Source organism: Mycobacterium sp. SMC-17 (assembly GCF_045310915.1).
Lineage (GTDB): Bacteria > Actinomycetota > Actinomycetes > Mycobacteriales > Mycobacteriaceae > Mycobacterium.
The window spans coordinates 236,220-259,914 of record NZ_JBJIAK010000002.1 but is presented as its reverse complement, the minus strand read 5'-3'; the positions used below and the strand labels follow the sequence as shown (position 1 = coordinate 259,914).

The 23,695-nt window shown below is 68.0% G+C and carries 21 protein-coding genes; 12 read left to right on the top strand and 9 right to left on the bottom strand.

All coding sequences use genetic code 11. From position 1 onward, the window contains the following. The first annotated feature begins 11 nt into the window (after positions 1-11). Positions 12-1,043 carry an ATP-dependent 6-phosphofructokinase gene (locus ACJH7A_RS02520; protein WP_029105781.1) on the top strand — a complete coding sequence of 344 codons (1,032 nt, stop codon included), beginning with the start codon at positions 12-14 and terminating at the stop codon, positions 1,041-1,043. Here the strand turns inward: ACJH7A_RS02520 and ACJH7A_RS02515 are convergent. Then, positions 1,040-2,041 (bottom strand): glycerophosphodiester phosphodiesterase family protein, encoded by a 1,002-nt coding sequence (locus tag ACJH7A_RS02515; protein WP_406801382.1) that lies wholly within the window; start codon positions 2,039-2,041, stop codon positions 1,040-1,042. The two genes, ACJH7A_RS02520 and ACJH7A_RS02515, sit on opposite strands and share 4 nt — an antisense overlap. A 58-nt stretch (positions 2,042-2,099) precedes the next feature. Between ACJH7A_RS02515 and gatB the strand changes: the two genes are divergently transcribed. Next, positions 2,100-3,596: an Asp-tRNA(Asn)/Glu-tRNA(Gln) amidotransferase subunit GatB gene (gene gatB, locus ACJH7A_RS02510; protein WP_212811952.1), complete on the top strand. Its 1,497-nt coding sequence runs from the start codon at positions 2,100-2,102 to the stop codon at positions 3,594-3,596. On the opposite strand, the gene ACJH7A_RS02505 is transcribed toward gatB, so the two are convergent. Continuing rightward, positions 3,593-4,702 (bottom strand): hypothetical protein, encoded by a 1,110-nt coding sequence (locus ACJH7A_RS02505; protein WP_406801381.1) that lies wholly within the window; start codon positions 4,700-4,702, stop codon positions 3,593-3,595. The two genes, gatB and ACJH7A_RS02505, sit on opposite strands and share 4 nt — an antisense overlap. A gap of 26 nt (positions 4,703-4,728) precedes the next feature. Further along, positions 4,729-5,904, bottom strand: coding sequence for a PQQ-dependent sugar dehydrogenase (locus tag ACJH7A_RS02500; RefSeq protein WP_217267685.1), 1,176 nt, complete (start codon positions 5,902-5,904; stop codon positions 4,729-4,731). Positions 5,905-6,043: 139 nt separating this feature from the next. Between ACJH7A_RS02500 and ACJH7A_RS02495 the strand changes: the two genes are divergently transcribed. Continuing rightward, positions 6,044-6,949, top strand: a complete 906-nt coding sequence (locus ACJH7A_RS02495) for a DoxX family protein (RefSeq protein ID WP_406801380.1) — start codon at positions 6,044-6,046, stop codon at positions 6,947-6,949. A gap of 34 nt (positions 6,950-6,983) precedes the next feature. On the opposite strand, the gene ACJH7A_RS02490 is transcribed toward ACJH7A_RS02495, so the two are convergent. Beyond that, a complete protein-coding gene (locus tag ACJH7A_RS02490; RefSeq protein WP_318985940.1) occupies positions 6,984-7,394 on the bottom strand; it encodes a PH domain-containing protein in 411 nt (136 codons plus the stop codon). A gap of 330 nt (positions 7,395-7,724) precedes the next feature. On the opposite strand from ACJH7A_RS02490, the gene ACJH7A_RS02485 reads away from it, so the two are divergent. From ACJH7A_RS02485 to ilvC, 3 genes are all read left to right on the top strand, one after another. After that, positions 7,725-9,503 carry an acetolactate synthase large subunit gene (locus ACJH7A_RS02485; RefSeq protein WP_406801388.1) on the top strand — a complete coding sequence of 593 codons (1,779 nt, stop codon included), beginning with the start codon at positions 7,725-7,727 and terminating at the stop codon, positions 9,501-9,503. A 5-nt stretch (positions 9,504-9,508) separates the two neighbouring features. After that, positions 9,509-10,015 (top strand): acetolactate synthase small subunit, encoded by a 507-nt coding sequence (gene ilvN / locus ACJH7A_RS02480; RefSeq protein ID WP_318985942.1) that lies wholly within the window; start codon positions 9,509-9,511, stop codon positions 10,013-10,015. A gap of 65 nt (positions 10,016-10,080) precedes the next feature. Continuing rightward, a complete protein-coding gene (ilvC, locus tag ACJH7A_RS02475) occupies positions 10,081-11,082 on the top strand; it encodes a ketol-acid reductoisomerase (protein ID WP_171024507.1) in 1,002 nt (333 codons plus the stop codon). Between the two features lie 67 nt (positions 11,083-11,149). On the opposite strand, the gene ACJH7A_RS02470 is transcribed toward ilvC, so the two are convergent. From ACJH7A_RS02470 to ACJH7A_RS02460, 3 genes are read right to left on the bottom strand one after another with little or no spacing between them, the layout of a single operon-like run. Further along, complete coding sequence (locus tag ACJH7A_RS02470; RefSeq protein WP_212811949.1) at positions 11,150-11,479, bottom strand: hypothetical protein; 330 nt, start codon at positions 11,477-11,479, stop codon at positions 11,150-11,152. Positions 11,480-11,526: 47 nt separating this feature from the next. Further along, positions 11,527-12,126, bottom strand: a complete 600-nt coding sequence (gene wrbA, locus ACJH7A_RS02465; protein WP_406801379.1) for an NAD(P)H:quinone oxidoreductase — start codon at positions 12,124-12,126, stop codon at positions 11,527-11,529. 14 nt (positions 12,127-12,140) lie between these two features. Next, entirely contained in the window at positions 12,141-13,571 is a 1,431-nt protein-coding gene (locus ACJH7A_RS02460; RefSeq protein ID WP_406801378.1) for a phytoene desaturase family protein, read from the bottom strand. A 76-nt stretch (positions 13,572-13,647) separates the two neighbouring features. Here ACJH7A_RS02460 and serA point away from each other — a divergent pair, with 76 nt between their 5' ends. The 3 genes from serA to ACJH7A_RS02445 are packed head-to-tail and all read left to right on the top strand — an operon-like array spanning position 13,648 to position 16,824. Then, positions 13,648-15,234 carry a phosphoglycerate dehydrogenase gene (serA, locus tag ACJH7A_RS02455; protein ID WP_061001149.1) on the top strand — a complete coding sequence of 529 codons (1,587 nt, stop codon included), beginning with the start codon at positions 13,648-13,650 and terminating at the stop codon, positions 15,232-15,234. After that, complete coding sequence (locus ACJH7A_RS02450; protein ID WP_029118453.1) at positions 15,231-16,241, top strand: 3-isopropylmalate dehydrogenase; 1,011 nt, start codon at positions 15,231-15,233, stop codon at positions 16,239-16,241. Before serA ends, ACJH7A_RS02450 begins: the two co-directional genes overlap by 4 nt. Positions 16,242-16,254: 13 nt before the next feature. Then, on the top strand, positions 16,255-16,824 hold the full coding sequence (locus tag ACJH7A_RS02445; RefSeq protein WP_406801377.1) for a hypothetical protein: 570 nt from the start codon (positions 16,255-16,257) through the stop codon (positions 16,822-16,824). Between the two features lie 3 nt (positions 16,825-16,827). Here the strand turns inward: ACJH7A_RS02445 and ACJH7A_RS02440 are convergent, their stop codons facing one another. Then, positions 16,828-19,995, bottom strand: coding sequence for an arabinosyltransferase domain-containing protein (locus ACJH7A_RS02440; RefSeq protein WP_406801387.1), 3,168 nt, complete (start codon positions 19,993-19,995; stop codon positions 16,828-16,830). Positions 19,996-20,143: 148 nt separating this feature from the next. Between ACJH7A_RS02440 and ACJH7A_RS02435 the strand changes: the two genes are divergently transcribed. Beyond that, entirely contained in the window at positions 20,144-20,749 is a 606-nt protein-coding gene (locus tag ACJH7A_RS02435; protein WP_406801376.1) for a TetR/AcrR family transcriptional regulator, read from the top strand. Positions 20,750-20,790: 41 nt separating this feature from the next. Here ACJH7A_RS02435 and ACJH7A_RS02430 read toward each other — a convergent pair whose 3' ends face one another. After that, complete coding sequence (locus tag ACJH7A_RS02430) at positions 20,791-21,645, bottom strand: helix-turn-helix transcriptional regulator (protein WP_406801375.1); 855 nt, start codon at positions 21,643-21,645, stop codon at positions 20,791-20,793. Positions 21,646-21,777: 132 nt separating this feature from the next. On the opposite strand from ACJH7A_RS02430, the gene ACJH7A_RS02425 reads away from it, so the two are divergent. Next, complete coding sequence (locus ACJH7A_RS02425) at positions 21,778-22,695, top strand: alpha/beta hydrolase family protein (RefSeq protein WP_406801374.1); 918 nt, start codon at positions 21,778-21,780, stop codon at positions 22,693-22,695. Positions 22,696-22,812: 117 nt separating this feature from the next. After that, on the top strand, positions 22,813-23,694 hold the full coding sequence (gene bla, locus ACJH7A_RS02420) for a class A beta-lactamase (protein WP_406801373.1): 882 nt from the start codon (positions 22,813-22,815) through the stop codon (positions 23,692-23,694). The last annotated feature ends 1 nt before the right edge of the window (position 23,695 follow it).

Below are 23,695 nucleotides of genomic sequence, written 5' to 3'. Positions count from 1 at the left end.
AGTATGGGGTCATGCGGATAGGTGTGCTGACCGGTGGTGGTGACTGTCCTGGCCTGAATGCGGTGATCCGGGCGGTGGTTCGCACCTGCGATGCCCGGTACGGCTCGACGGTCGTCGGGTTCCGGGACGGCTGGCGTGGCCTGCTGGAGAACCGCCGCGAGCAGCTCAAGAACGACGACCGCAACGACCGGCTGCTGGCCAAGGGCGGCACCATGCTGGGCACGGCGCGCGTCAACCCCGACAAGCTGCGGGCCGGGCTGGACCAGATCAAGCAGACGCTCGAGGACAACGGCATCGACGTGCTGATCCCGATCGGCGGCGAAGGCACGCTGACGGCGGCGCACTGGCTGGCCGAAGAGAACGTCCCCGTCGTGGGTGTGCCCAAGACCATCGACAACGACATCGATTGCACCGACGTCACTTTCGGCCACGACACCGCGCTGATGATCGCCACCGAGGCCATCGACCGGCTGCACAGCACGGCCGAGTCGCATCAGCGGGTGATGCTCGTCGAGGTGATGGGGCGCCATGCGGGCTGGATCGCGCTCGGCGCCGGCATGGCCGCCGGCGCGCACATGACCCTGATCCCGGAGCAGCCGTTCGACGTCGAAGAGGTGTGCCGACTGGTGAAACAGCGCTTCGTACGCGGAGATTCGCATTTCATCTGCGTCGTCGCCGAAGGCGCGCGGCCGGCCGAGGGGTCAATGCAGTTGCGCGACGGCGGAATTGACGAATTCGGGCATGTGCGATTCACCGGGGTCGCCCAGCAGTTGGCCATCGAGATCGAGAAGCGGATCCGCAAGGAAGTCCGCACCACGGTGCTCGGTCACGTGCAGCGCGGCGGCACGCCGACGCCCCATGACCGGGTGCTGGCGACCCGGTTCGGGATCAACGCCGCCGACGCCGCGCACGCGGGGGAGTACGGGATGATGGTGTCGTTGCAGGGCCAGGAGATCGGCCGGGTGCCGTTGGCCGACGCGGTCCGGCAACTCAAGCTCGTGCCGCAGAGCCGTTACGACGACGCGGCCGAGTTCTTCGGCTAGCGGTAGGCCTTCGGTAGTGGCATGCCGAATTCGGATTCCACCGCGCGCAGCCGGCTCGGATAGTCGGTGATGATGCCGTCGGCGCCGGCCGCGATCTGTGCCTTCATGGTGTCGGCGTCGTTGATCGTCCACGGAATCACCTTGAGCCCGCGGGCATGTGCGCGATCGATGAATGCGCTGTCGGCGACCAGGGCGAAATCCGGATCCTTCGGCGTCAGGCCGTAGGGCACCGAGTAGCCGGGCGACAGGATGTTCGCGCCGACCGACGCCGCCCCCGCAATCGGATCGGTGACGACGGCGGGGTTCACGTCTGCCGTCCACGCCGAGTTCGGCACCCAGGTCGTCTCGTCCCAGAGCGCCACCAAGGGGATACCGGGTTCGTGCTGGCGGACGAGCGGCAGTGTGCGCCAGTCGAAACTCTGGATCTCCACCTTGTCGACCTTGCCGGCAGCCCGCACCGTGGCGAGGATGACGTCGACGAATTGCTGTGGCGTGGCCGAACTTTCAGGCTTGTCGGCTTCGATCTTGGTTTCGATGTTGTACCGGACGCCCGCGTGGTGCGCGTCCGCGAGCGCGAAAACCTGATCGAGGGTGGCGATCTTGTTGCCGGTCACCACTTCGGCGGCCGGGAATCCGTCGAGCAGCTTGCCGCAGTTCAGCGTGTGCAGCTGGGCCCGCGTGAGGTCGTGGACGAGCTTGCCGACGTACGGGTATTGCGGGTCGCCGGGGAAGGCTGGGCCGGTGTCGGTGCACTTCTCGGGCTGGATGGCCGGGTCGTGCCACACCATCGGTGCACCGTCCTTGGCGAGGACGATGTCGAGTTCCAGCGTCGTGACACCCAGCTCGATGGCCTTGGTGAACGCGCGCAGCGATTCCTCGGTGGTCTCGCCGCGTCCGCCGCGGTGCGCCTGCAGGTCGAAGTCGCCGGAATCGGCCGATGCGACGGGCATGGCCGTCAGCGCGAAGGTGGTCAGCAGGGCGCCGATGCGTGCGAGCATCCGCGGAGGGTAACCGGCCCCGGGAAATGGCCGGTGAACGACAACTAGGATCAGGCGCATGGCTGACGCAGACCTTCTCGACTACGACGACGTCCTCGCGACGTACGAGCCCGTCATGGGCATGGAAGTCCACGTCGAGCTGTCCACCGAGACCAAGATGTTCTGTGGTTGTGCGAACCGGTTCGGCGCCGAGCCGAACACACTGGTGTGCCCGGTGTGCCTCGGTCTGCCCGGTGCGCTGCCGGTCGTCAACGAGGCGGCCGTGGAGTCCGCGATCCGGATCGGGCTCGCGCTGAACTGCGATATCGCGCCGTGGGGCCGGTTCGCCCGGAAGAACTACTTCTACCCGGATCAGCCGAAGAACTATCAGATCAGTCAGTACGACGAGCCCATCGCCGTCAACGGCTACCTCGACGTCCCGCTGGAGGACGGCAGCACCTGGCGCGTCGAGATCGAGCGCGCTCACATGGAGGAGGACACCGGCAAGCTGACCCACCTGGGCAGCGACACCGGCCGCATCTCCGGGGCCACGACGTCGCTGGCCGACTTCAACCGGGCCGGCGTGCCGTTGGTGGAGATCGTCACCAAGCCCATCGAGGGCGCCGGCGAGCGCGCCCCGGAGATCGCCCGCGCGTACGTCACCGCGCTGCGGGACCTGTTGCGCGGCTTGGACGTTTCCGACGTCCGCATGGACCAGGGCTCGATGCGCTGCGACTCCAACGTCTCGCTCAAGCTCAAGGGCGCCGCGGAGTTCGGCACCCGCACCGAGACCAAGAACGTCAACTCGCTCAAGAGCGTCGAGGTGGCGGTCCGCTACGAGATGCGCCGGCAGGCCGCCGTGCTGCAGTCCGGCGGCACCATCACGCAGGAGACCCGGCACTTCCACGAGGACGGGCACACCACGGCCGGCCGCAGCAAGGAAACCGCCGAGGACTACCGCTACTTCCCGGAGCCGGACCTGGAGCCCATCGCGCCGTCCGACGAGCTGGTGGAGCGGCTGCGCGGCACCATCCCCGAACTTCCGTGGTTGGTGCGCAAGCGGATTCAGGAAGACTGGGGCATCTCGGACGAGGTCATGCGTGACCTCGTCAACGCCGGCGCGGTCGAGCTGGTGGCCGCGACCGTCGAGCACGGCGCGTCCAGCGAGGCGGCCCGCGCCTGGTGGGGCAACTTCCTGGTGCAGAAGGCCAATGAATCCGGCATCGAACTGGACGCGCTGGCCATCACCCCGGCCCAGGTCGCCGCGGTGGTCAAGCTGGTCGACGACGGCAAGCTGTCCAACAAGCTGGCCCGCCAGGTCGTCGAGGGCGTGCTGGCCGGCGAGGGTGAGCCCGAGCAGGTCATGAACGACCGCGGTCTCGTTGTGGTGCGCGACGATTCGCTCATCCAGGCCGCGATCGACGAGGCGCTGGCAGCCCAGCCCGACATCGCCGACAAGATTCGCGGCGGCAAGGTCCAGGCCGCGGGTGCGATCGTCGGCGCGGTTATGAAGGCCACCAAGGGACAGGCCGACGCCGCGCGCGTGCGCGAACTCGTGATCGCGGCCTGCAGCTAGCGCAGCGCCGGCTGCGGCGCGGGCGTGGCCTGCGGACGCAATGACGAGACGCCCGCGACGCAGTAGCCCGCGATCACGAAACACACCGCAGCGCAGGGCAGATTGCCGGTCGGCGTGCCCGCACCGGTGACGCCGTCGATGGCGCCGGCGAAGTCGGGCAGCGCGGCCAGCCAGAGCACCGTGAACGTGAGCAGGTACAGCACCCCGAACACCCGCACGTACGGACTCGGGTGCTGCGTGCCGACGTGGCGCGTGATCCGCCAGTCCTGAATCAGGACGGGCACCGTCACGAAGAAGAACACCGCCACCTCTACCCCGAGGACCGCGTACTGCGTCGCGCTGTGCTGGGCGGAGAGCAACGTCGGCAGGCTGAGTAGTCCCATGATCACCGGTGCCAGCACGCTGATGACCGGGATGCGCCAGGCCATCGACACCGCACCCGGTGGTGTGCCCGCGGCCACCTGGCGCCCGACCAGGACATGCACCAGGAACGCGACCGCCGCGGGCCCGACCACCGCGAGGCTGACCCAGCTGCTGACCGGCACGCAGCCGAGCGTCGGGTGATTCAGGGGATTCGCGGTGTTCCACACCCACCAGCGCAGCTGCGGGCCGAGGTGGTCGAACACGCCGTAGACGCAGCCGTGCACGAAGCCGACGCAGATGGCGCCGATGACCGCGCCGCGCCGTTCGAAGACCCCGGTGGCGCGGACGATGTCATAGGCGAGCGTGATGGTCGCCGGGTACAGCGCCACGATGTACAGCGGTAGCCGCCCGTCGACGAAATCGACGCTGAACACGTTGTGCACCAACATGACCCCGAGTCGGGTGCCGGCGAAGATGTCCGGTGGATGCCGGGGGAGTTCGGTCACCAGCGCATAGACCACCGACGCCAGCCAGATGGCGATGCCGGTCGGGTCCCGCCGGACGCGCCGCAGCGCGTAGGCCAGGGCCAGTGCCGCGCCGACCAGCATCAGCAGCTCGACGACCGGCATGGTCCAGTGGGCAAGGGTCAGGGGGTTGCGCACCTTGACCCAGGAATCGTCGTCGCAGGAAAAGCCCAGGTAGCCGGCCAGCCGAGCGAAGTCGGCCGGGCAGGCGCGCATCATCGAGCGACCCTCATGTCGGGCGCCAATTACGTCTTGTCGTCCGTGCTACGCGGGAATCCGCCCTGCGGGAACAGCGGGAACACGACGTCGTCGAACTTCTCGACGTCGCCGGCCGTCTTGTTCACCGTGGCGCCCCAGATGTTGCCGTCGGGGGAGAGCTTCAGCGCGAAGACGTGGCCGTGGGTGTCGGTGCGCAGCGCCTCGGGATCACCTGTCACTGCGCCGGTGTCCTTCGCCAACCGCAGCGCCACCGTCTTCTTGGTGTTGACGAGGTTGACCATGACGGTGTTGTCGGTCGCCACGCAGCCGGCGACACCGGGCCGGTCGGGCCAGCTCCACACCGTGGACACCTTCGAGTCCTTGGTGATCTTCTGCAGCCGATCGGCCGTCGGCGTGCGGTCGGTGACATACAGCGCCCCGCTGGCGCCGTCGATGCACAGGGCGCCGCCGGCGCCCATGCCCGACAACGCGGTGGTCGGCGGCGCCTGGCCCACGGTCGTCGGCTGCTCGATGCGCAGCAGCTTGCCCGCCAGCGAAGCCGGATCGGCCGCGGCGGCAGGGTTTCCGGCGTCCCCGGTGAGCACCATGAGGGTCGTCGGGCTGGTGAAGATCAGTGCTCCGGTGTTGCCTGTGGGGCCCTTGGGGATGCCGGTGAGGATGGGCTTGGGGACGTCGCCGTCGGCGATCCGGACCACCCGGTTGTCGGTGGGGGTGGTGATGTACGCGTACATCAGCCGGTCCTGCTGGTAGCTCGGCGACAGGACGATGTCCATCAGGCCGCCGTCACCGGATGCGTCGACCGGAATCACGGTCTTGACCTTGGGTTCCGCGTTGGTGGCGATGTTCTTGACGGCGCCGGTGACACGCTCGGCGACGATGGCCGACTTGCTGTCGCCGCCCATGATCAGGCCGCTGGTGCTCTCGAGACAGCCCTGCAGGACAGCCGGTGCCGGGCATGCCTTCGGGAACGGGTTCGGCGGCAGCGGCGGCGGTGGCGGCGGCGTCGAGCTCGGGGCACCACCGAGGTCGGGCTCGATGGTGAACGGCTCGGAGGCGGCCGAATCGAAACGGGCGCAGCCCGGGAGCGCCAGCAAAGCGATGGCGCACAGCGCCAGGACCCGTCGAGCGGGTGCGGAGCTGGGGCGCTCAGGCCGGCGTCGGGGCTTCGTCAGCGCAGTCTGCGTCGACCGCCGCAATGTCATGCCCGCCAGGTTACGGACTGTTCGGCAGTGCTCGCCACGGTGGGGCCGTGCGCCGGGCGCGGCAAATCCGGTGAACAAGCCGGTCAAACCACCCTTTAAATCCACGGTCAGCGGTGCAACTGCACTTACCCTGGCAATCATGACCAGTACTTCCCATGACCCGCGTGCATGGCAACGGCCCGATGAGTCGGCCGCCAGGCCCGCGTCGGCACGCCTGGTCGATCCCGAAGACGACCTGCCCATCACGACCTACCGCGGTAGTGGCGGTGCGGATGGCGGTGAGGCGGCGGCGACCACCGCCATCCCACGGTTCGACACCGCATCATCGGAAGACGTCACCGAGGTGACCTCAGCGTCGTCTCCGTCGCCGTCCTCGATGGCGTTCGACCTGATGCACGAACCCGAGCCGCTGCCGTACGTGCAACCCCGGGAGAGGCATGCGGAGCAGGCGTCCCAGGCATTGGGCCCCGCCGAGATCGAACCCGACCCCGAGACCGACGCCCGGGTGCGGGTCGCCAAGCGCCGCGGCACCCAGGACCTCGGACTCATGGTGCTGCGCGTCGGCCTGGGCGCCTGGCTGGTGGTACACGGCCTGCAGAAGGCGTTCGGCTGGTGGGGCGGGCAGGGCCTGAACGGGTACGAGCACGCGCTGGCCGCCGCCGGCTTCCAGCACGCCGGGATCCTGACCTATCTCGCCACCGGGGCGCAGATCGGCGCCGGTGTCCTGTTGGTCCTGGGGCTGTTCACGCCGGTGGCCGCCGCTGTCGCGCTGGGCTACCTGGTCAACGCACTCGCCGTGGAGGTGGCCGCACAGCCGGTGCACGGCTACTTCCCGTACTTCCTGCCCGAGGGTCACGAGTACCTCGTGACGCTGATCGTGCTGGCCGCGGCGCTGACCCTGACCGGGCCGGGGCTCTACGGCTTCGACGCCGGACGTGGTTGGGCCCGCCGGCCCTTCATCGGGTCGATCCTGTGCCTGCTGCTCGGGATCGGCGCGGGCGTCGGCGTCTGGCTGCTGCTGAACGGGTCGAACCCGCTGCACTGAGCTGGATCGACGTGTGATCGGCCGCGGGGCCGGCTCACTCGTTGTACGGATTGGGCACGACGCCGCCGCTGGCGGCCGTCAGCACCGGCAGTGACGCGAACGTCACACCCGGCAGGCGCAATTCGGTGCCGTCGGTCAGTTCGGCCTTGGCCCATTTGGAGCGGTCGAAACGCAGCCCCTTGATGTCCTGCCACGTCACCGTCCGGCTGCCGAGCAGCGACCGTGCCGTGACGCCCTTCTTGTCGGCCACCGTGCGGTAGCGAATCACCATCGCCGACAACAGGATCGGGATGACGAGCAGCACCGCGCACCAGGCCGGCCCGGCGAACACCAGGGCCAGCAGGCCGATGGCGAAGAACCCCACCGCCAGATGGGCGACCCCCGGGATCTTGATCACGACGGGTCGGGGTGCGGTCGAGGCGGTTCGGCGGCTCACACCTCTCATCTTCCCAGGCGGCGGGTCGGACGGTTGCCGGGTGTGTCCGGCAAGGAACTGATTTGACCTGCGTGCACCGCGAGGACTACCGTCACCGTTATGCAGACCTCGGCATTGCTTGTAGTAACTGGGCGCGTTGGTGCGTGACCAGGCTGACTAAGCCGACTACAAGCATCGACGCGCAACCCTCGTACAGCAGCAGACGCTGACGGGGGTTTTTTGTTTGCCCGGGAACGCCAAAACCGCAACACGATCAAGAGGACAAGAGTGAGCGCACCCACCACGCGACCGCCAGAGTCGACGCAGCAGGCCAACGGCGCCGGCGGCCTCGGCGGCACTGTGAACGGTTCTTCCAAAGCCGTTGCCCCGCAACAGATGACCGGTGCCCAGGCCGTCGTCCGGTCGCTCGAGGAACTCGACGTCGACACCATCTTCGGCATTCCCGGCGGTGCCGTGCTGCCGGTCTACGACCCGCTGTTCGACTCGAAGAAGGTGCGCCACGTCCTGGTGCGGCACGAGCAGGGCGCCGGCCACGCCGCGTCGGGCTATGCGCATGCCACCGGCAAGGTCGGCGTGATGATGGCCACCTCGGGCCCGGGCGCCACCAACCTGGTCACGCCGCTGGCCGACGCCCAGATGGACTCGATCCCGGTCGTCGCGATCACCGGCCAGGTCGGCCGCGGCCTGATCGGCACCGACGCCTTCCAGGAAGCCGACATCTCCGGCATCACCATGCCGATCACGAAGCACAACTTCCTGGTCCGCAACGGTGACGACATCGCGAAGGTGATCGCCGAGGCGTTCCACATCGCCGCCTCCGGCCGTCCCGGCGCCGTCCTCGTCGACATCCCGAAGGACGTGCTGCAAGGTCAGTGCACCTTCAGCTGGCCGCCGGTCATCGACCTGCCCGGCTACAAGCCGAACACCAAGCCGCACAGCCGCCAGATCCGTGAGGCCGCCAAGCTGATCGCCGCGTCGCGCAAGCCCGTGCTGTACGTCGGTGGCGGCGTCATCCGCGGCGAGGCGTCCGCGGAGCTGCTGGAACTCGCCGAGCTGACCGGCATTCCCGTCGTCACCACCCTGATGGCGCGCGGCGCGTTCCCCGACAGCCACCCGCAGCACATGGGCATGCCCGGCATGCACGGCACGGTCTCCGCCGTGGCGGCGCTGCAGAAGAGCGACCTGCTGATCGCCCTCGGCACCCGCTTCGACGACCGGGTCACAGGCCAGCTGTCGTCGTTCGCACCCGACGCCAAGGTGATCCACGCGGACATCGACCCCGCCGAGATCGGCAAGAACCGGCACGCCGATGTGCCGATCGTCGGTGACATCAAGAACGTCATCGTCGACCTGCTCGCGGCGCTGCGGCGTGACGGCGTTGCCGCCGACACGCTCGATCTCGCCGACTGGTGGGCCTACCTGAACGGCGTCAAGGACACCTACCCGCTGAGCTACGGCCCGCAGAGCGACGGCAGCCTCTCGCCGGAGTACGTCATCGAGAAGCTGGGCCAGATCGCCGGGCCGGACGCGCTGTACGTGGCGGGCGTCGGCCAGCACCAGATGTGGGCCGCACAGTTCATCAAGTACGAGAACCCGAAGACCTGGCTGAACTCGGGCGGTCTCGGCACCATGGGCTTCTCCATCCCGGCCGCGATGGGCGCCAAGTTCGCCCGCCCGGAGGCCGAGGTGTGGGCCATCGACGGTGACGGCTGCTTCCAGATGACCAACCAGGAGCTGGCCACCTGCGCCCTCGAAGGGGCGCCGATCAAGGTTGCGCTGATCAACAACGGCAACCTGGGCATGGTGCGGCAGTGGCAGACGCTGTTCTACGACGAGCGGTACAGCCAGACCAACCTGTCGACGCACTCGCACCGCATCCCGGACTTCGTGATGCTGGCCGAAGCGCTGGGTTGCGTCGGTCTGCGCTGCGAGCGTGCCGAGGACGTCGAGGACGTCATCCGGCAGGCCCGTGAGATCAACGACCGCCCCGTCGTCATCGACTTCATCGTCGGGGCCGACGCCCAGGTGTGGCCGATGGTCGCGGCAGGCACCAGCAATGACGAGATCATGGCGGCGCGCGATATCCGTCCGCTGTTCGACAACGAGGATCAGGTGTAAGCGACATGGCGACAACACACACTCTCTCGGTTCTCGTCGAGGACACCCCCGGTGTGCTCGCCCGCGTGGCGGCGCTGTTCTCGCGGCGTGGCTTCAACATCCAGTCGCTGGCGGTCGGCGCCACCGAGCAGAAGAACATGTCCCGCATGACCATCGTGGTCTGCGTGGAAGAGCAGCTGCCGCTCGAGCAGATCACCAAGCAGCTCAACAAGCTGATCAACGTCATCAAGATCGTGGAGCAGGAGCCGGACAACTCCGTATCCCGTGAGCTGGCGCTGATCAAGGTGCGGGCCGACGCCAGCACCCGCGGTCAGGTGATCGAGGCCGTCAACCTGTTCCGCGCGAAGGTCGTCGACGTGTCGACCGAATCGCTGACCGTGGAGGCCACCGGCACCCAGGAGAAGCTCGACGCATTGCTGCGAGTTCTGGAGCCGTATGGTATTCGCGAGCTGGTGCAGTCCGGTGTGGTTTCGTTGGCGCGCGGCCCGCGTGGCATCGGCGCGGCCAAGTAAATCTTCGAACAACAGAGCTTCAACAACAGAAACAACAGGGTAAGGAAAAGCAAGTGGCAGTTGAGATGTTCTACGACGACGATGCGGACCTGTCGATCATCCAGGGGCGCAAGGTCGGCGTCATCGGCTACGGCAGCCAGGGACACGCGCATTCGCTTTCGCTGCGCGACTCGGGTGTGCAGGTCAAGGTCGGCCTGAAGGAAGGCTCGAAGTCCCGCGAGAAGGTCACCGAGCAGGGCCTCGAGGTCGACACTCCCGCGAACGTGGCCGCCTGGGCCGACGTCATCATGCTGCTGGCGCCCGACACCGCGCAGGCCGAGATCTTCACCAATGACATCGAGCCCAACCTCAAGGACGGCGACGCGCTGTTCTTCGGCCACGGCCTCAACATCCACTTCGGCCTGATCAAGCCCCCGGCCAACGTCACCATCGGCATGGTCGCCCCCAAGGGCCCCGGCCACCTGGTGCGTCGTCAGTTCGTCGACGGCAAGGGCGTCCCGGCCCTGATCGCCATCGACCAGGACCCCAAGGGTGAGGGCCAGGCGCTGGCGCTGTCCTACGCCAAGGGCATCGGCGGCACCCGCGCCGGCGTCATCAAGACCACCTTCAAGGAAGAGACCGAGACCGACCTGTTCGGTGAGCAGGCCGTCCTCTGTGGTGGTACCGAGGAACTGGTCAAGACCGGTTTCGAGGTCATGGTCGAGGCCGGCTACGCCCCGGAGATGGCCTACTTCGAGGTGCTGCACGAGCTCAAGCTCATCGTCGACCTGATGTACGAGGGTGGCATCGCCCGCATGAACTACTCGGTGTCCGACACCGCTGAGTTCGGTGGCTACCTGTCGGGCCCGCGGGTCATCGACGCCGACACCAAGGAGCGCATGCGCGCCATCCTGAAGGACATCCAGGACGGCACCTTCGTCAAGCGCCTGGTCGCCAACGTCGAGGGCGGCAACAAGGAGCTCGAGGGTCTGCGCAAGGCCAACGCCGAGCACCCGATCGAGGTCACCGGCAAGAAGCTGCGCGACCTGATGAGCTGGGTCGACCGGCCGATCACCGAGACCGCCTAGTCTCTGACGCCCGAAAGGCCGGTTACGGCACGCGAAACAGCGTGCGGTAACCGGCCTTTCGTCGTTTTCAGTAGACGGTGTATCCGATGCTCGCCAGCGCGCGGGCGACGTTGCGGCCGTCGGCGCTGCCGGGCAGCTTGACGGAACGGTCGATGTCGAGGCCCTCGCCGGCCACCCCGTAGAAGTCGGTGGACACGGGATCATCGGGCTCGGGCGGTTCGATGCGGCCATCCGGGTAGATGGCCTGGGCGCGCATGGCCCACATGCTCCGCTCGGCCGCGATCACGTGATACCCGCACAACGGCGGGCGCATCTGATAGAGCTCCAGATCGCCGACGGCGAACCAGCGCTCATTGGGTACCGCGCCCACCAGGCGGGCTGTGCCTGCGAATGTCACCCATCAACCGTAAGTCGGCCGGCAGGGGTGCCCCGACACATATTCTCCTAGCCACCCAACCGGTTTGCCACCGTGACGACCCGCCGCGCCAGGTGGTCCAGCGCCGAGTAGGTGTTGTCGTCGAACTGACGGATGTTGTCGTGATTGGCCAGCAGGCTCACGCCGTACGGGTTGCCGTCGGCGAACTTGAGTGGATCGGTGTAACCGGGCGGCACGATGATGCCGCCCCAGTGCATCAGCGTGATGTAGAGCGACAACAGTGTCGTCTCCTGGCCACCATGTGCGGTGTTGGTCGAGGTGTAGCCGGCGTACACCTTGTCCGCCAGCACGCCCTTGGACCACAGGCCGCCGAGGGAGTCCAGGAATCCCCGCAGCTGCGAGGCGACCGAGCCGAAGCGGGTCGGCGAGCCGAAGATCACCGCGTCGGCCCACACGATGTCATCGCCTGTGGCGGCCGGAAGATCTTTGGTCGCTTGGTAATTCGCGGTCCAGGCCGGGTTGTGTGCGAAGGACTCGGGCGTCGCGGTCTCGGCGACGGGCCGCAGCCGCACCTCGGCACCGCAGGATTGTGCGGTGCTCGCGATGCGCTGCGCCATGGACGTACCGTGCCCGGTCGCGGAGTAGAAGATCACAGAGAGCTTGGCCATGAGCCAAGCCAACACTATGGCGCGAGCGACGGCAGCGTCTTCACTCCGAATTCACGACGCAGCACGGTGCGCGCGGCATAGAGGCCCGCCATCCCGTGGACGCCGGTGCCCGGCGGGGTGGCCGACGAACAGAGATACGCCTGGGGGATCGGCGTGGTCCACGGGTTGGCGCGCAGCGTCGGCCCGATCATCGCTGCCTTGAGCGTCGCGCCGCCGACGATGATGTCGCCGCCGATGTAATTGGCGTTGTGCCGCGACATCTCGGCGGCCGGCACCGCGCGCGCCGCCAGCACCAGATCGCGGAATCCCGGTGCGGCGTCTTCGAACAACGCGATCACGGTCTCGGTCTGGTCGACGGTCGAGCCCGCGGGGACGTGGCAGTAGGTCCACAACGGCCGACGGCCCTGGGCGTCGATGCGCGACGGATCGGCCAGATGTGGCAGTGCGGCCAGCGTCATGGGGTGCTCGGCATGGCGGCCCTGCCAGATCTCGCGCTCGGCGTGCGCCATCTGGGCCCGGGTGCCCCCGAGGTGGACGGTGGGCGATGACGCCATTCGCGGGTCGCGCCAGGGGATTTCACCGGACAGCACGAAGTCGATCTTGCAGACGCCGGGACCGAACTTATAGCGGCGCAATGCTTTTGCGTAGCGCTCGGGAACAGCTGGTCCGTAGATGTCGAGCAGGGCGGTCGGCGACGTGTCGTAGATGACCACGCCGCCGGGCGGGCTCGTGACGGGGGAGCCGGTGACGAGCTCGCCGCCGTGCGCGCGCAGATCGGCGATCAGCGCATCGGTGATGGTCTGGGTGCCGCCGACGGGAACGGGCCAGCCCGCGGTGTGCGCGACGGTGCTGAGCATGATGCCCGCGCCGCTGTTGACGGGCGAGGGCATGGGATGGATGGCGTGGGTGCCGACGCCGGTGAAGAGGGCCTGGGCGTCGTCGCCGCGCAGCAGGCGCCACGCCGGACTGCCCTGGGCCAGCACGCGCAGCCCGGCACGCACGGTGCTCGGCAGATCCGGCGGCAGTGACCGCTTGTCGCCGAGGAAGAAGCCGAGGACACCGTCGACGTGCTCGACCAGCGGACCCAGCAGCCGTCGCCACGACGCGCCGTGGTCGAGCTCCGCGCACGTGCGGTCCAGTGAGCGGTACGCGATCGCGGCCGGGCGTCCGGAGAGCGGGTTGGCGTACGAGATCTCCGGCGTCACCATCTGCACCCCGCGGGCCGCGAGGTCGAACTCCGCGAAGAACGGCGACGCGACACCCAGCGGATGCACCGCCGAGCAGACGTCGTGCAAAACGCCGGGAAACTTGGGGTCAGGGGCGCTGCGGGCGCCGCCGCCAGGGGTCGGCTGACCCTCGATGACCCGGACCGACAGCCCGGCTCGCGCGCAGATGACGGCCGCGGCCAGTCCGTTGGGTCCACTACCGACTACGGTGACGTCCACCACTCGATCCTAGGGAGCGGGAAGTCTAGGTAACCGCGATTGGAAAGCGCGCAACCTGGACCACTAGTCTGTGCGCGTGAGCCTTCCTGTCGTACTCATCGCTGACAAACTCGCCGAATCGACCGTCGCCGCCCTCGGCGACCAGGTAGAGGTCCGTTGGGTCGACGGCCCCGACCGCGAGAAGCTGCTGGCCGCCGTGCCGGATGCCGACGCCCTGCTGGTGCGCTCGGCCACCACGGTGGACGCCGAGGTGCTGGCCGCGGCGCCCAAGCTCAAGATCGTCGCCCGCGCCGGCGTCGGCCTGGACAACGTCGACGTCGACGCCGCCACCGCGCGTGGCGTGCTGGTCGTCAACGCCCCGACGTCGAACATCCACAGCGCCGCCGAGCACGCCCTGGCGCTGCTGCTGTCGACGGCCCGCCAGATCCCGGCCGCCGACGCCACGCTGCGCGAGCACACCTGGAAGCGCTCCAAGTTCTCGGGCACCGAGATCTACGGCAAGACCGTCGGCGTCGTGGGCATGGGCCGCATCGGCCAGCTCGTCGCGCAGCGTCTGGCCGCGTTCGGCGCGCACATCGTCGCCTACGACCCCTACGTCTCGCAGGCCCGCGCCGCCCAGCTGGGTATCGAGCTGCTGAGCCTCGATGAGCTTTTGGGTCGCGCTGATTTCATCTCGGTGCACCTGCCCAAGACCAAGGAAACCGCCGGCCTGATCAACAAGGAAGCGCTGGCCAAGACCAAGCCGGGCGTCATCATCGTCAACGCCGCCCGCGGCGGCCTGATCGACGAGCAGGCACTGGCCGACGCGATCACCAGCGGCCACGTGCGTGGCGCCGGCCTCGACGTGTTCGCCACCGAGCCCTGCACCGACAGCCCGCTGTTCGAGCTGCCGCAGGTCGTCGTGACCCCGCACCTGGGTGCCTCCACCGAAGAGGCCCAGGACCGTGCCGGCACCGATGTCGCCGCGAGCGTGAAGCTGGCGCTGGCCGGCGAGTTCGTGCCGGACGCCGTCAACGTCGGCGGCGGTGTCGTCGGTGAAGAGGTCGCGCCGTGGCTCGACCTGGTCCGCAAGCTGGGCCTGCTGGTCGGTGCCCTGGCACCGGCGCTCCCGGCCTCGCTGAACGTCGAGGTGCTCGGCGAGCTGGCGTCGGAAGATGTTGAGATTCTGAAGCTTTCGGCGATGCGCGGCCTGTTCTCGGCCGTCATCGAGGACCAGGTGACGTTCGTCAACGCGCCGGCGCTGGCCGCCGAGCGTGGTGTCGAGGCCGTCCTCACCACCGAGACCGAGAGCCCCAACCACCGCAGCGTCGTCGACGTGCGCGCCGTTGCCGCCGACGGCTCGGTCGTCAACGTGTCGGGCACCCTGAGCGGTCCGCAGCTGGTCGAGAAGGTCGTCCAGATCAACGGCCGCAACCTGGACCTGCGCGCCGAGGGCATCAACCTGATCCTGAACTACGGCGACCAGCCGGGCGCCCTGGGCAAGATCGGCACGCTGCTCGGCGGCGCCGACGTCAACATCCTGGCCGCGCAGATGTCGCAGGACGCCGACGGTTCGGGCGCGACGGTCATGCTGCGGCTGGACCGCGAGGTGCCGGCCGAGGTGCTCAGCGCGATCGGCGAGGCCGTCGGCGCGACCACGCTGGAACTGGTGGATCTGTCGTGAAGCTCGCCGTCATTGCCGGTGACGGCATCGGCCCCGAGGTCATCGGCGAGGCACTGAAGGTCCTCGACGTCGTGCTGCCCGGTGTCGAGCGCACCGAGTACAACGTGGGCGCGAAGCGCTACCACGAGACCGGAGAGACCCTGCCCGAGGGCATGGTCGACGAGCTCAAGACGCACGACGCAATCCTGTTGGGCGCCATCGGCGATCCGTCGGTGCCCAGCGGCGTGCTCGAGCGCGGCCTGCTGCTGACGATGCGGTTCGCCCTGGATCACCACGTGAACCTGCGGCCGTCGCGGCTGTTCGCAGGCGTCGACAGCCCGCTGGCCGGCAACCCGGACATCGACTTCGTCGTCGTCCGCGAGGGCACCGAGGGGCCGTACACCGGCACCGGTGGCGCCATCCGCGTCGGCACCCCGCACGAGGTGGCCACCGAGGTGTCCACCAACACGCGGTTCGGTGTGGAGCGTGTGGTCCGCTACGCGTTCGAGAAGGCCCGGACGCGCCGTAAGCACCTGACCCTGGTGCACAAGAACAACGTGCTGGCGTTCGCCGGCTCGCTGTGGACGCGCACGGTCGACGAGATCGGGGCCGAGTACCCGGACGTCCAGACCGCTTACATGCACGTGGACGCCGCGACCATCTACATGGTCACCGATCCGGGCCGCTTCGACGTGATCGTCACCGACAACCTGTTCGGCGACATCATCACCGACCTGGCCGCGGCCGTCTCCGGCGGCATCGGCCTGGCGGCATCGGGCAACATCGACGCGACGGGCACCAATCCGTCGATGTTCGAGCCGGTGCACGGCAGCGCGCCCGACATCGCCGGTCAGGGTCTTGCCGACCCGACCGCCGCCATCATGAGCGTGGCGCTGCTGCTGACCCACCTCGGTGAGACCGACGCCGCGGCCCGCGTGGACAAGGCTGTCGCCGAGCACCTTTCGACGCGCGGCGACGCCAAGCTGTCGACGTCGGAGACCGGCGAGCGGATTCGCAGCTTCCTGTAATGCCGTGAGCGGCATGACCGGCCTTGCCACCCTCAGCAGGCAGTGCTGGCTGTTCGCCATCGGCTCGACGTTCTTCGCGCTGGCCACGGTCCCCGGGTTTCCCGCGGTGGCCGGGGCCGGAGCGGCGAACGTGCTGTGCTTCATCGGGTCGTGGTTCTTCACCACGGCCGCCCTGATGCAATACGTGCTGGCCCCGCCGGGGATCCAATGGTGGTCGGCGGCAATCCAATTCATGGGCACGGTGCTGTTCAACGTCAGCACCGGCGCGGCGGTGTGGGCGCACGCCGTGCTCGCCGAGCGGCGCTACGTCTGGGCGCCCGACGCCGCCGGGTCGCTGGCCTTCCTGCTCAGCGGTCTGCTGGCGGTCCTGGTTGTCGGCCTGTGGTCGCCGAAATCCGTTGCCTGGCAAGCATCGTGGATCAACATGATGGGCTGCGTCGCGTTCCAGGTCTCGGCACTGGCGGCGTTCGTCCGCAAGACCGGCGTCACGGTCGACGAGCGGCTGGCCAACTTCGGGACCTTCGTCGGGGCGCTGTGCTTCCTGGTGGCCGCGCTGTTGGTGCGGCCCCGGCGCAGACGGTAGGTGTCACGGTCCGATGCGGATCGGGCCAGGGCTCCACAGCCCGCTGCGGGTCGCGGTCCCGAGGTCCAGATGCGCCTCGGAGGCATCGACGACCGGGGTGTATCTGCGCAGTGATCCCCAGTCACGTCCCCAGTCCCGCGACAGGTAGGTGGGCATGACGTGGGCGCGCAGCAGGAGATCGGTGATGCCGAGTGGGCCGCCGTTTTCGCCGGATTGCCAGGTGTCGGGCATTTCGATCTTGGCGGGATAGTCGGGGGAGATGCGGTAAGTGGGCACCTGGGTGACGCCGTTGGCATGCAACATGGGCTGCTGGCACGGGAACACCAGGCCCACCGCCCAATCGAGGAGGATCGGTTGCGTCGAGCCGAGATACTCCTGGACTGAACGCAATTCGGGGACACGCGGCGGGGTGACGGCCACCCAGTCGCCGATGTCCAGCGACTGGTCCTCGGCAATGACGCGGACGTAACGGGCGTCGGCGGGGATTGCGGTGCGAGGGAAGCGCAGATTGCGCCAGGCCGGTTGCGGGCCGATGTCGTACGGCGTGAGCCGGCCGCGTGCGGTCGGTGTGCCGTCGGCGCCGGGTGTGCCGTATTCGAGTGCGACGGTCTGGGCGTCGGTGCGCCCCGACAGGACACTGTTGCCGGTGATGGTGCCGGCCGCGGTGACCACGACCAGTGGGTGCGCGGCATCGGCGGCAGGGAGCCGGTACCAGGCAGATGCGAGCGTGCTGACGCGCTGGGGCCCGTAGACGAAGCTGCCGGCAACCGGCACCCGAGCGGGATCGAGGCCGTAAGGCAGCACGACGCCGGAGCCGTTGACTCCGGGAGCGTCGAGAGCAGTGGGCGCGTCCCAGTCGTAGTCGGTCCCTGATTTGGGGTGGTCCTGCCAAACCGACTCTGCCAGTGTGTGTTCGGGTACACCGTTCGGATCGAAGCCGATCGGATCGCTACCGCCCAATGGCCCCAGGGGCCCGTAGTTCCCGGGAATCGGCGTCAGGAACCCGCTGTTGGCGTCCGGTTCGACCAGGACGTCGTCGGCCAGCCCGCAGCCGCCGGCGAGCTCGCGTAGGTTGGCCCAGCCATTGGAGTAGCTGGGATATTCCTTGATGGCTCCGGTCAACATCGACCCGACACACACCAGCACCATCAACCCGGCCGCGATCGGCACGGGCGCGACGGTCAACAGCCGGGTGGTGCGAGGTTCGCCGTCGGCGGGCGCGGCCAGATGCAACCAACCCGCGTAGCCGGCGGTCAGCACGGACAGTGCGAACAGGACGGCGCTCGCGGTGACCGGCCCCAGATGGGGGCTGCTGTCGTTGAACGGCACGCCGTAGCTGGAGACGTACCAGAAGCCGTTGGTGGAGGCGAAACACAAAGCCAGGATGAACAATACGGCCGACAGGAACGCCATCCGGTTGCGTGGCGACCGCAGTACCGCCGGACCGAGCAGCACGGTCGCCACCGCCGCCATCGCGGCGCCCACGGCGGCGAACAGCCCGAAGTGGTGAATCCATTTCGTCGGGGCGAAGGTGAGCAGGAACAACGTGGCGAAGATGACGCCGATCAGTCGCCAGACCGGGCCGCTGGCGACGCCCGGAATTCGTTTGCGGCGCAACAACATCAGCATCGAGGGGACGACGCAGGCGATGGTCATCAGGATTCCGAACCGGCGTGACAGGGCGGCGTCGGTGGTCGGCAGAATCAGATAGAAGTACCGCAGGTTCTCGGTGTACCAGGGTTGAGCGGGTCCGATGGCGGTACGCACCGCGGTCGCCTCGCGAACCGCCGCGAGGGTTTGGTCGGCGAAGACGATTGTCAGCACGACGAATCCGGCTGCGGCAAGCGGTAACAGCGCGGGCCAGATCCCGATGGTCCGGGCTCGGGTGACGATGATGCGGACAATCGGTCGCCCGGCGGCCAACAGAACGGCGACGGCGATGATCCCCGTCGGCTGGATGCCCAGGGTGAAGGCCGCCACGATGATCGCCAGCCCCACCGGTGTGAGGCGGCGGGTCGCGATGGCCCGTTCGACCAGGACGTACGTGATGAGGGCGCCGGTGGCGATCTGACCTTCGGGACGCAGACCATTGTTGAACGGCATCCACGCCGCGATGAACACCAGGGCGGCCGCCCACACCGCCGGTTTACTCCTCGCGACGGCGGGGCCGAGCCGCGGGAGCACTTCCCTGGACAGCAGCAGCCAGCACACCAGAGCACAGATCAGGTCCGGCAGGCGCAGCCACAGACTGGCGTGGCTGATACGGGTCATCGCGGCGATCAGGTCGTAGTACCAGCCGAACGGGTCCTCGGGGCTGCCGAACCAGCGGAAGTAGTTGGCCATGTACCCGGCGTGACTTGCCGTGTTGGACATGCCGAACTGGTAGCCGTCGTCGGAGGACCCCGCGCCGGCGACGTACCAGAACACCGACACCGCGATGACCGTGGCATCCACCGCGGTGAACGCTCGCCAGCGCACGGGTATGAGCCGCCGGGCCCGACGGCCGTCGAGGCGATCCAGGCGCCACAACGCCAGTAGCGCAACGATTGTGCCCGCGATACCGGCCAGCATCGCCGCCGCTTTCAATGCCGAGGGGGAACTGGTGAACCGGGTGTCGATGGTGGCCGAGAAGGCGAGCCCGTCCGGGGCCGGACCGGTCAGATCGGTGAACAGGCCGACGATCTGGGGTCGCAGGTTCGGGTCGGTGAAACCGCCGCGTAGCGGCGCGCCGGTGTCGGGATCACTCAGGCCGGTGATCGCGGCGAAGGTGCCCGCCGTCGACGACGAGAGCTGTAACTGCCGGCATTGCGGGTCGTTCAAGCGGCTGCGCGGCACGCTGAGGATGACGATGTTGCGGGCGACCACGTCGATGCGCTGTTCGGTGGCAGTGACGAAGAGCCCGTTGAGCATCGCCTGCTTACCTGCCGCAGGTGCGGTCCCCAGGATCAGGCCGCCAGCGGCCGGCACTTCGCGAATCAGCGTGCACGGCACCGATGCCGTCAGCGATACCGGCGTCAACGAGAGCAGGGGTGCGCTGACGTTGCCCAGCTGTCCGCCCTGCGGCCAGTTCAGCGTTGCGGTCGTCTGCACGACCGGTAGCACCGGAATCAGCACGCTGGCAACGAATCCCACCAAGCCGGCCACGATCGCCACCCACCGGGTTCGGCGCATCGGCCTGCCGGTACCGGTCGGTGGGTTTTCGGTCTCGTCGTTGGTCACCGAGTCGGCGTCATCGCGCACCAGGCTCACCGAGCGCCCCCCGCCCTCGTGTTCGCACCCACCACACCATCAGTATCCGAAGCAACTGTTACAGTCAAGCGTGCCGAGGCCATTCGACCACGCGAAACGCGAAGAGCTGTTGGTCACTGCCGGCGCGATTTTGGCGCGCACCGGGGTGGTCGACACCTCGCTGCGCGAGCTCGCATCTCAGCTCGGGACCAGTGCGCGGATGCTCGTGTACTACTTCGGTACCAAAGAGAACCTCATGCTCGAGGTCCTGAACCGGCAACAGCGCGCGGCGATACCGGCCACCGAGGAGCTGGACCTACCGGATTCCGTTGCCGCACATCGGCAATGGTGCTTCGACGACTGGTATGAGTGCACGCGCGGAGACCGCCGCGACAGTCTGCGCATCGTGCTGCAGATCTTCGGCGCCGCCTGCGGGGTGGACAGTCCCTACCGGGATTACACCTGGGACACCCTGTCGCTGCTGACGCGCAATTCGAAGGCGCGCCTGCTCGCCCTGGGGATGCCCGACCACGTCGCCGAGACCCGCTCGCGGATCGCGCTGGCCACCTTCCAGGGCTTGATCATCGAGTACTTCACCGCACCCGACCCGGCCTTTGTCGACGACACGTTCACCCGATTCGTCGACGAGTTCCTGCTCGCGCCCTTCGCTGCCACTGAGCCGGATGAACGGGCGTAACGGTTTGGGGGACAGCGCAATACGCGCATTCAGGTAGGCAGTCAGCCGTGTGACTGACGCGTTGCCGCCAGGGTGCCGAGCAACTTCAGTCGGTCTGCCGTCGGTGAATTGGGTTCCGCCGTCATGACATAGAGCGTCAGCCCCGGATCGGCGGCGAGCTCGAGCCGGTCGAAAGTCAGGTCGAGCCGGCCGACCGCAGGGTGCTTGTACACCTTGGGGCCTGACTCATGCGCCCGGATGATGTGGGCGCCCCAGCGGATCCGGAATTCGTCACTGCGCGTGCTCAATTCGCCGACGAGCTGGGTCAGCCGGTCGTCGTACGGATCACGGGCCGCGGCACTGCGCAGAATTGCGACGGCGTTGTCCGCCTGCTGGTTCCAGTCGACGAAGAACTCCCGGGCCCCGTGGTCGAGGAACAGAAAACGCGCGATGTTGGCCCGTCCGTCGGCTCCATCGATGGCATCGCGGTAGAGCTCGGCGCCGACGGCGTTGGTGGCCAGGATGTCGAGCCGGTCATTGCTGACCCAGGCCGGCACACCGACCATCGCGTCGAGGATCAGCTGGACACTCGGCCGAATCCTGTTGCCGGTCTTGCGTGGGGTCCGCCGCGGCCCTTGGCTGACTTTGATCAGGTTGAACAGGTGCGCGCGTTCGGTCTCGTCGAGTTGCAGGACGGTGGCCACCGAGTTGAGCACCGAGTCGGAGACGCCGGTGAGATTGCCGCGTTCGAGGCGGGTGTAGTAGTCGACGCTGACCCCGGCGAGCAGTGCGACCTCTTCCCGGCGGAGGCCGGGGACCCGTCGTTTGGCGCCGTAGTCGGGAAGGCCGGCCTGCTGGGGAGTGATGCGGGCGCGCCGGGACGTGAGGAATTCCCGGATGTCCTTGCGCTGGTCCACGTTTTCGACAGTAATGGGCCCGGCGGCCCCGAGAGAGGGTTTGCTGGACCCTGGACAACTCGGCCCTGCCTACCGGACCACGCCCGGCCTACCGTCGTCTCTGACACCAGCTCTCGACGGAAGGAACCGCTCATGTCCGACGACACCGCAGCCCAGGAAGCGTTCGACGGCTTCGTCGCCATGTGGACCACCGGGACCACGGGCGGGCGGCGCGCGCCGGTGCTCCGGCGCCCTGATGAGGTCGGATTGGATTACGAAGACGTGTTCTTCCCATCGATGGACGGCGTCCCGCTGGAGGGCTGGTTCATCCCGGCCGACTCCGACCGGCTCGTCATCCATAACCACTTTCTTCCCGGAAACCGTTACGGCTATCCCGGGCACCTGCCCGAATTCGGCGGCCTCGGCGGCTTCGAGGTGAATTTTCTGCCCGAGTACAAGGCCCTGCATGATGCGGGCTACAACGTTCTCGCGTACGACATCCGTAATCACGGCCGCAGTGGGCAGGGCAACGGCGGCATCGCCGGTATCGGCCTGACCGAATACCGCGACGTCATCGGGTCCTTGCGGTACGCCGCCAGTCGGCCGGACACGAAAACGATGAAGAAGGTGCTGCTTTCGGTGTGCCTGGGCGCTGATTCGACGGCCGTGGCCTGGTCGAAGCACCCCGCGGAGTTCGCGGAAATCCAGGCCATGGTGATGCTGCAACCGGTGTCGGGTCGCTACATCGTCGAGGAGTTCGTCAAGGCCGTCGGGATGGCCGACGGCTACGCGAAGTTCGATCAGGCCGTGCACGAACGAACGGGATTCCGGATCGCCGAGCAGTCACCGCTCGAACACGTCAAGGCCGTGACCGTGCCGACGCTCGTCGCCCAGGTCCGCGACGACACGATGACGCGCCCGCAGGATGTGCAGGACATCTACGATGCGATTCCGGTCGCCGACAAGAGCCTGCACTGGATCGAAGGAACCAACAGGCGATTCGACGGCTACAACTACTTCGGTGTCCACCCCGAGGTGGCCATCGAATGGTTCGACAAGCACATCGCCTGACGTCATCTTTGCCGACACCGCGGGATCTGTTGGGCCCCAACGCACTGCAGGCCGGCGGGGTGCCGGGAGGGCACCCCGCGTTGGCGTCTTTCGTCGATACATGGTTGGCTGGGATGCGTGGGGGTATCGCTGAGCCGACGGGATTTCATCGTCGGGTTGGCCGCCACGGGCGTGCTGGCCGGGTGCCGGCCCACCAAGGCGGACGAGCCGACCAGCTTCGAAGAACTGGAAGATCGCTACCAGGCGATAATCGGCGTCTACGCAGTTGATTTGGAGTCTTCGGCAACGGTGGAACACCGTCCCGACGAACGGTTCGCGATCTGCTCGACGTTCAAAGCGTATGCGGCGGCACGCATCTTGCAGATGGCCAAGGCAGGTCAGGCGAATCTCGATGCCATGGTGCCCATCACCGCCGCGGACATCGTGGTCAACTCGCCGGTGCTGGGCCCCGCGGTGGGGGCGCGGATGCCGCTCCGGGACATTTGTGCGGCGGCCCTGACCCAGAGCGACAACGCCGCAGGCAACATCATGTTGCGGACCATCGGCGGGCCGTCCGCCCTGACCGATTTCGCCCGCTCGATCGGCGATTCGCAGACGCGGCTGGATCGCTGGGAACCGGACCTCAACGAGGCGGCGCCCGGCGACCTCCGCGACACCACCACGCCACGGGCCCTGTGCGGCGGGTACCGCGCCATCCTCGTCGGCGACGCGTTGCCGGGTGCGGCGCAGTTTCAGCTGCAACGGTGGATGGGCGAGACGGCCACGTCGACCAGGCGTTTTCGCGCGGGCGTGCCCGCGGGCTGGACCAGCGCGGACAAGACCGGCAGCGGTGACTACGGATCGACCAACGACGCCGGAATGCTGATCGGACCCAAACGCGAGCGGGTCATGCTCACGGTGTTGATCCGCACCCGCACCGTGCGGCGGGATGCCGGGCCGTTCAACGAGGCGGTCGCGGAGTGCGTGCGATCGGTGCTGGCGCGTCTCGGCCACAGTTAGT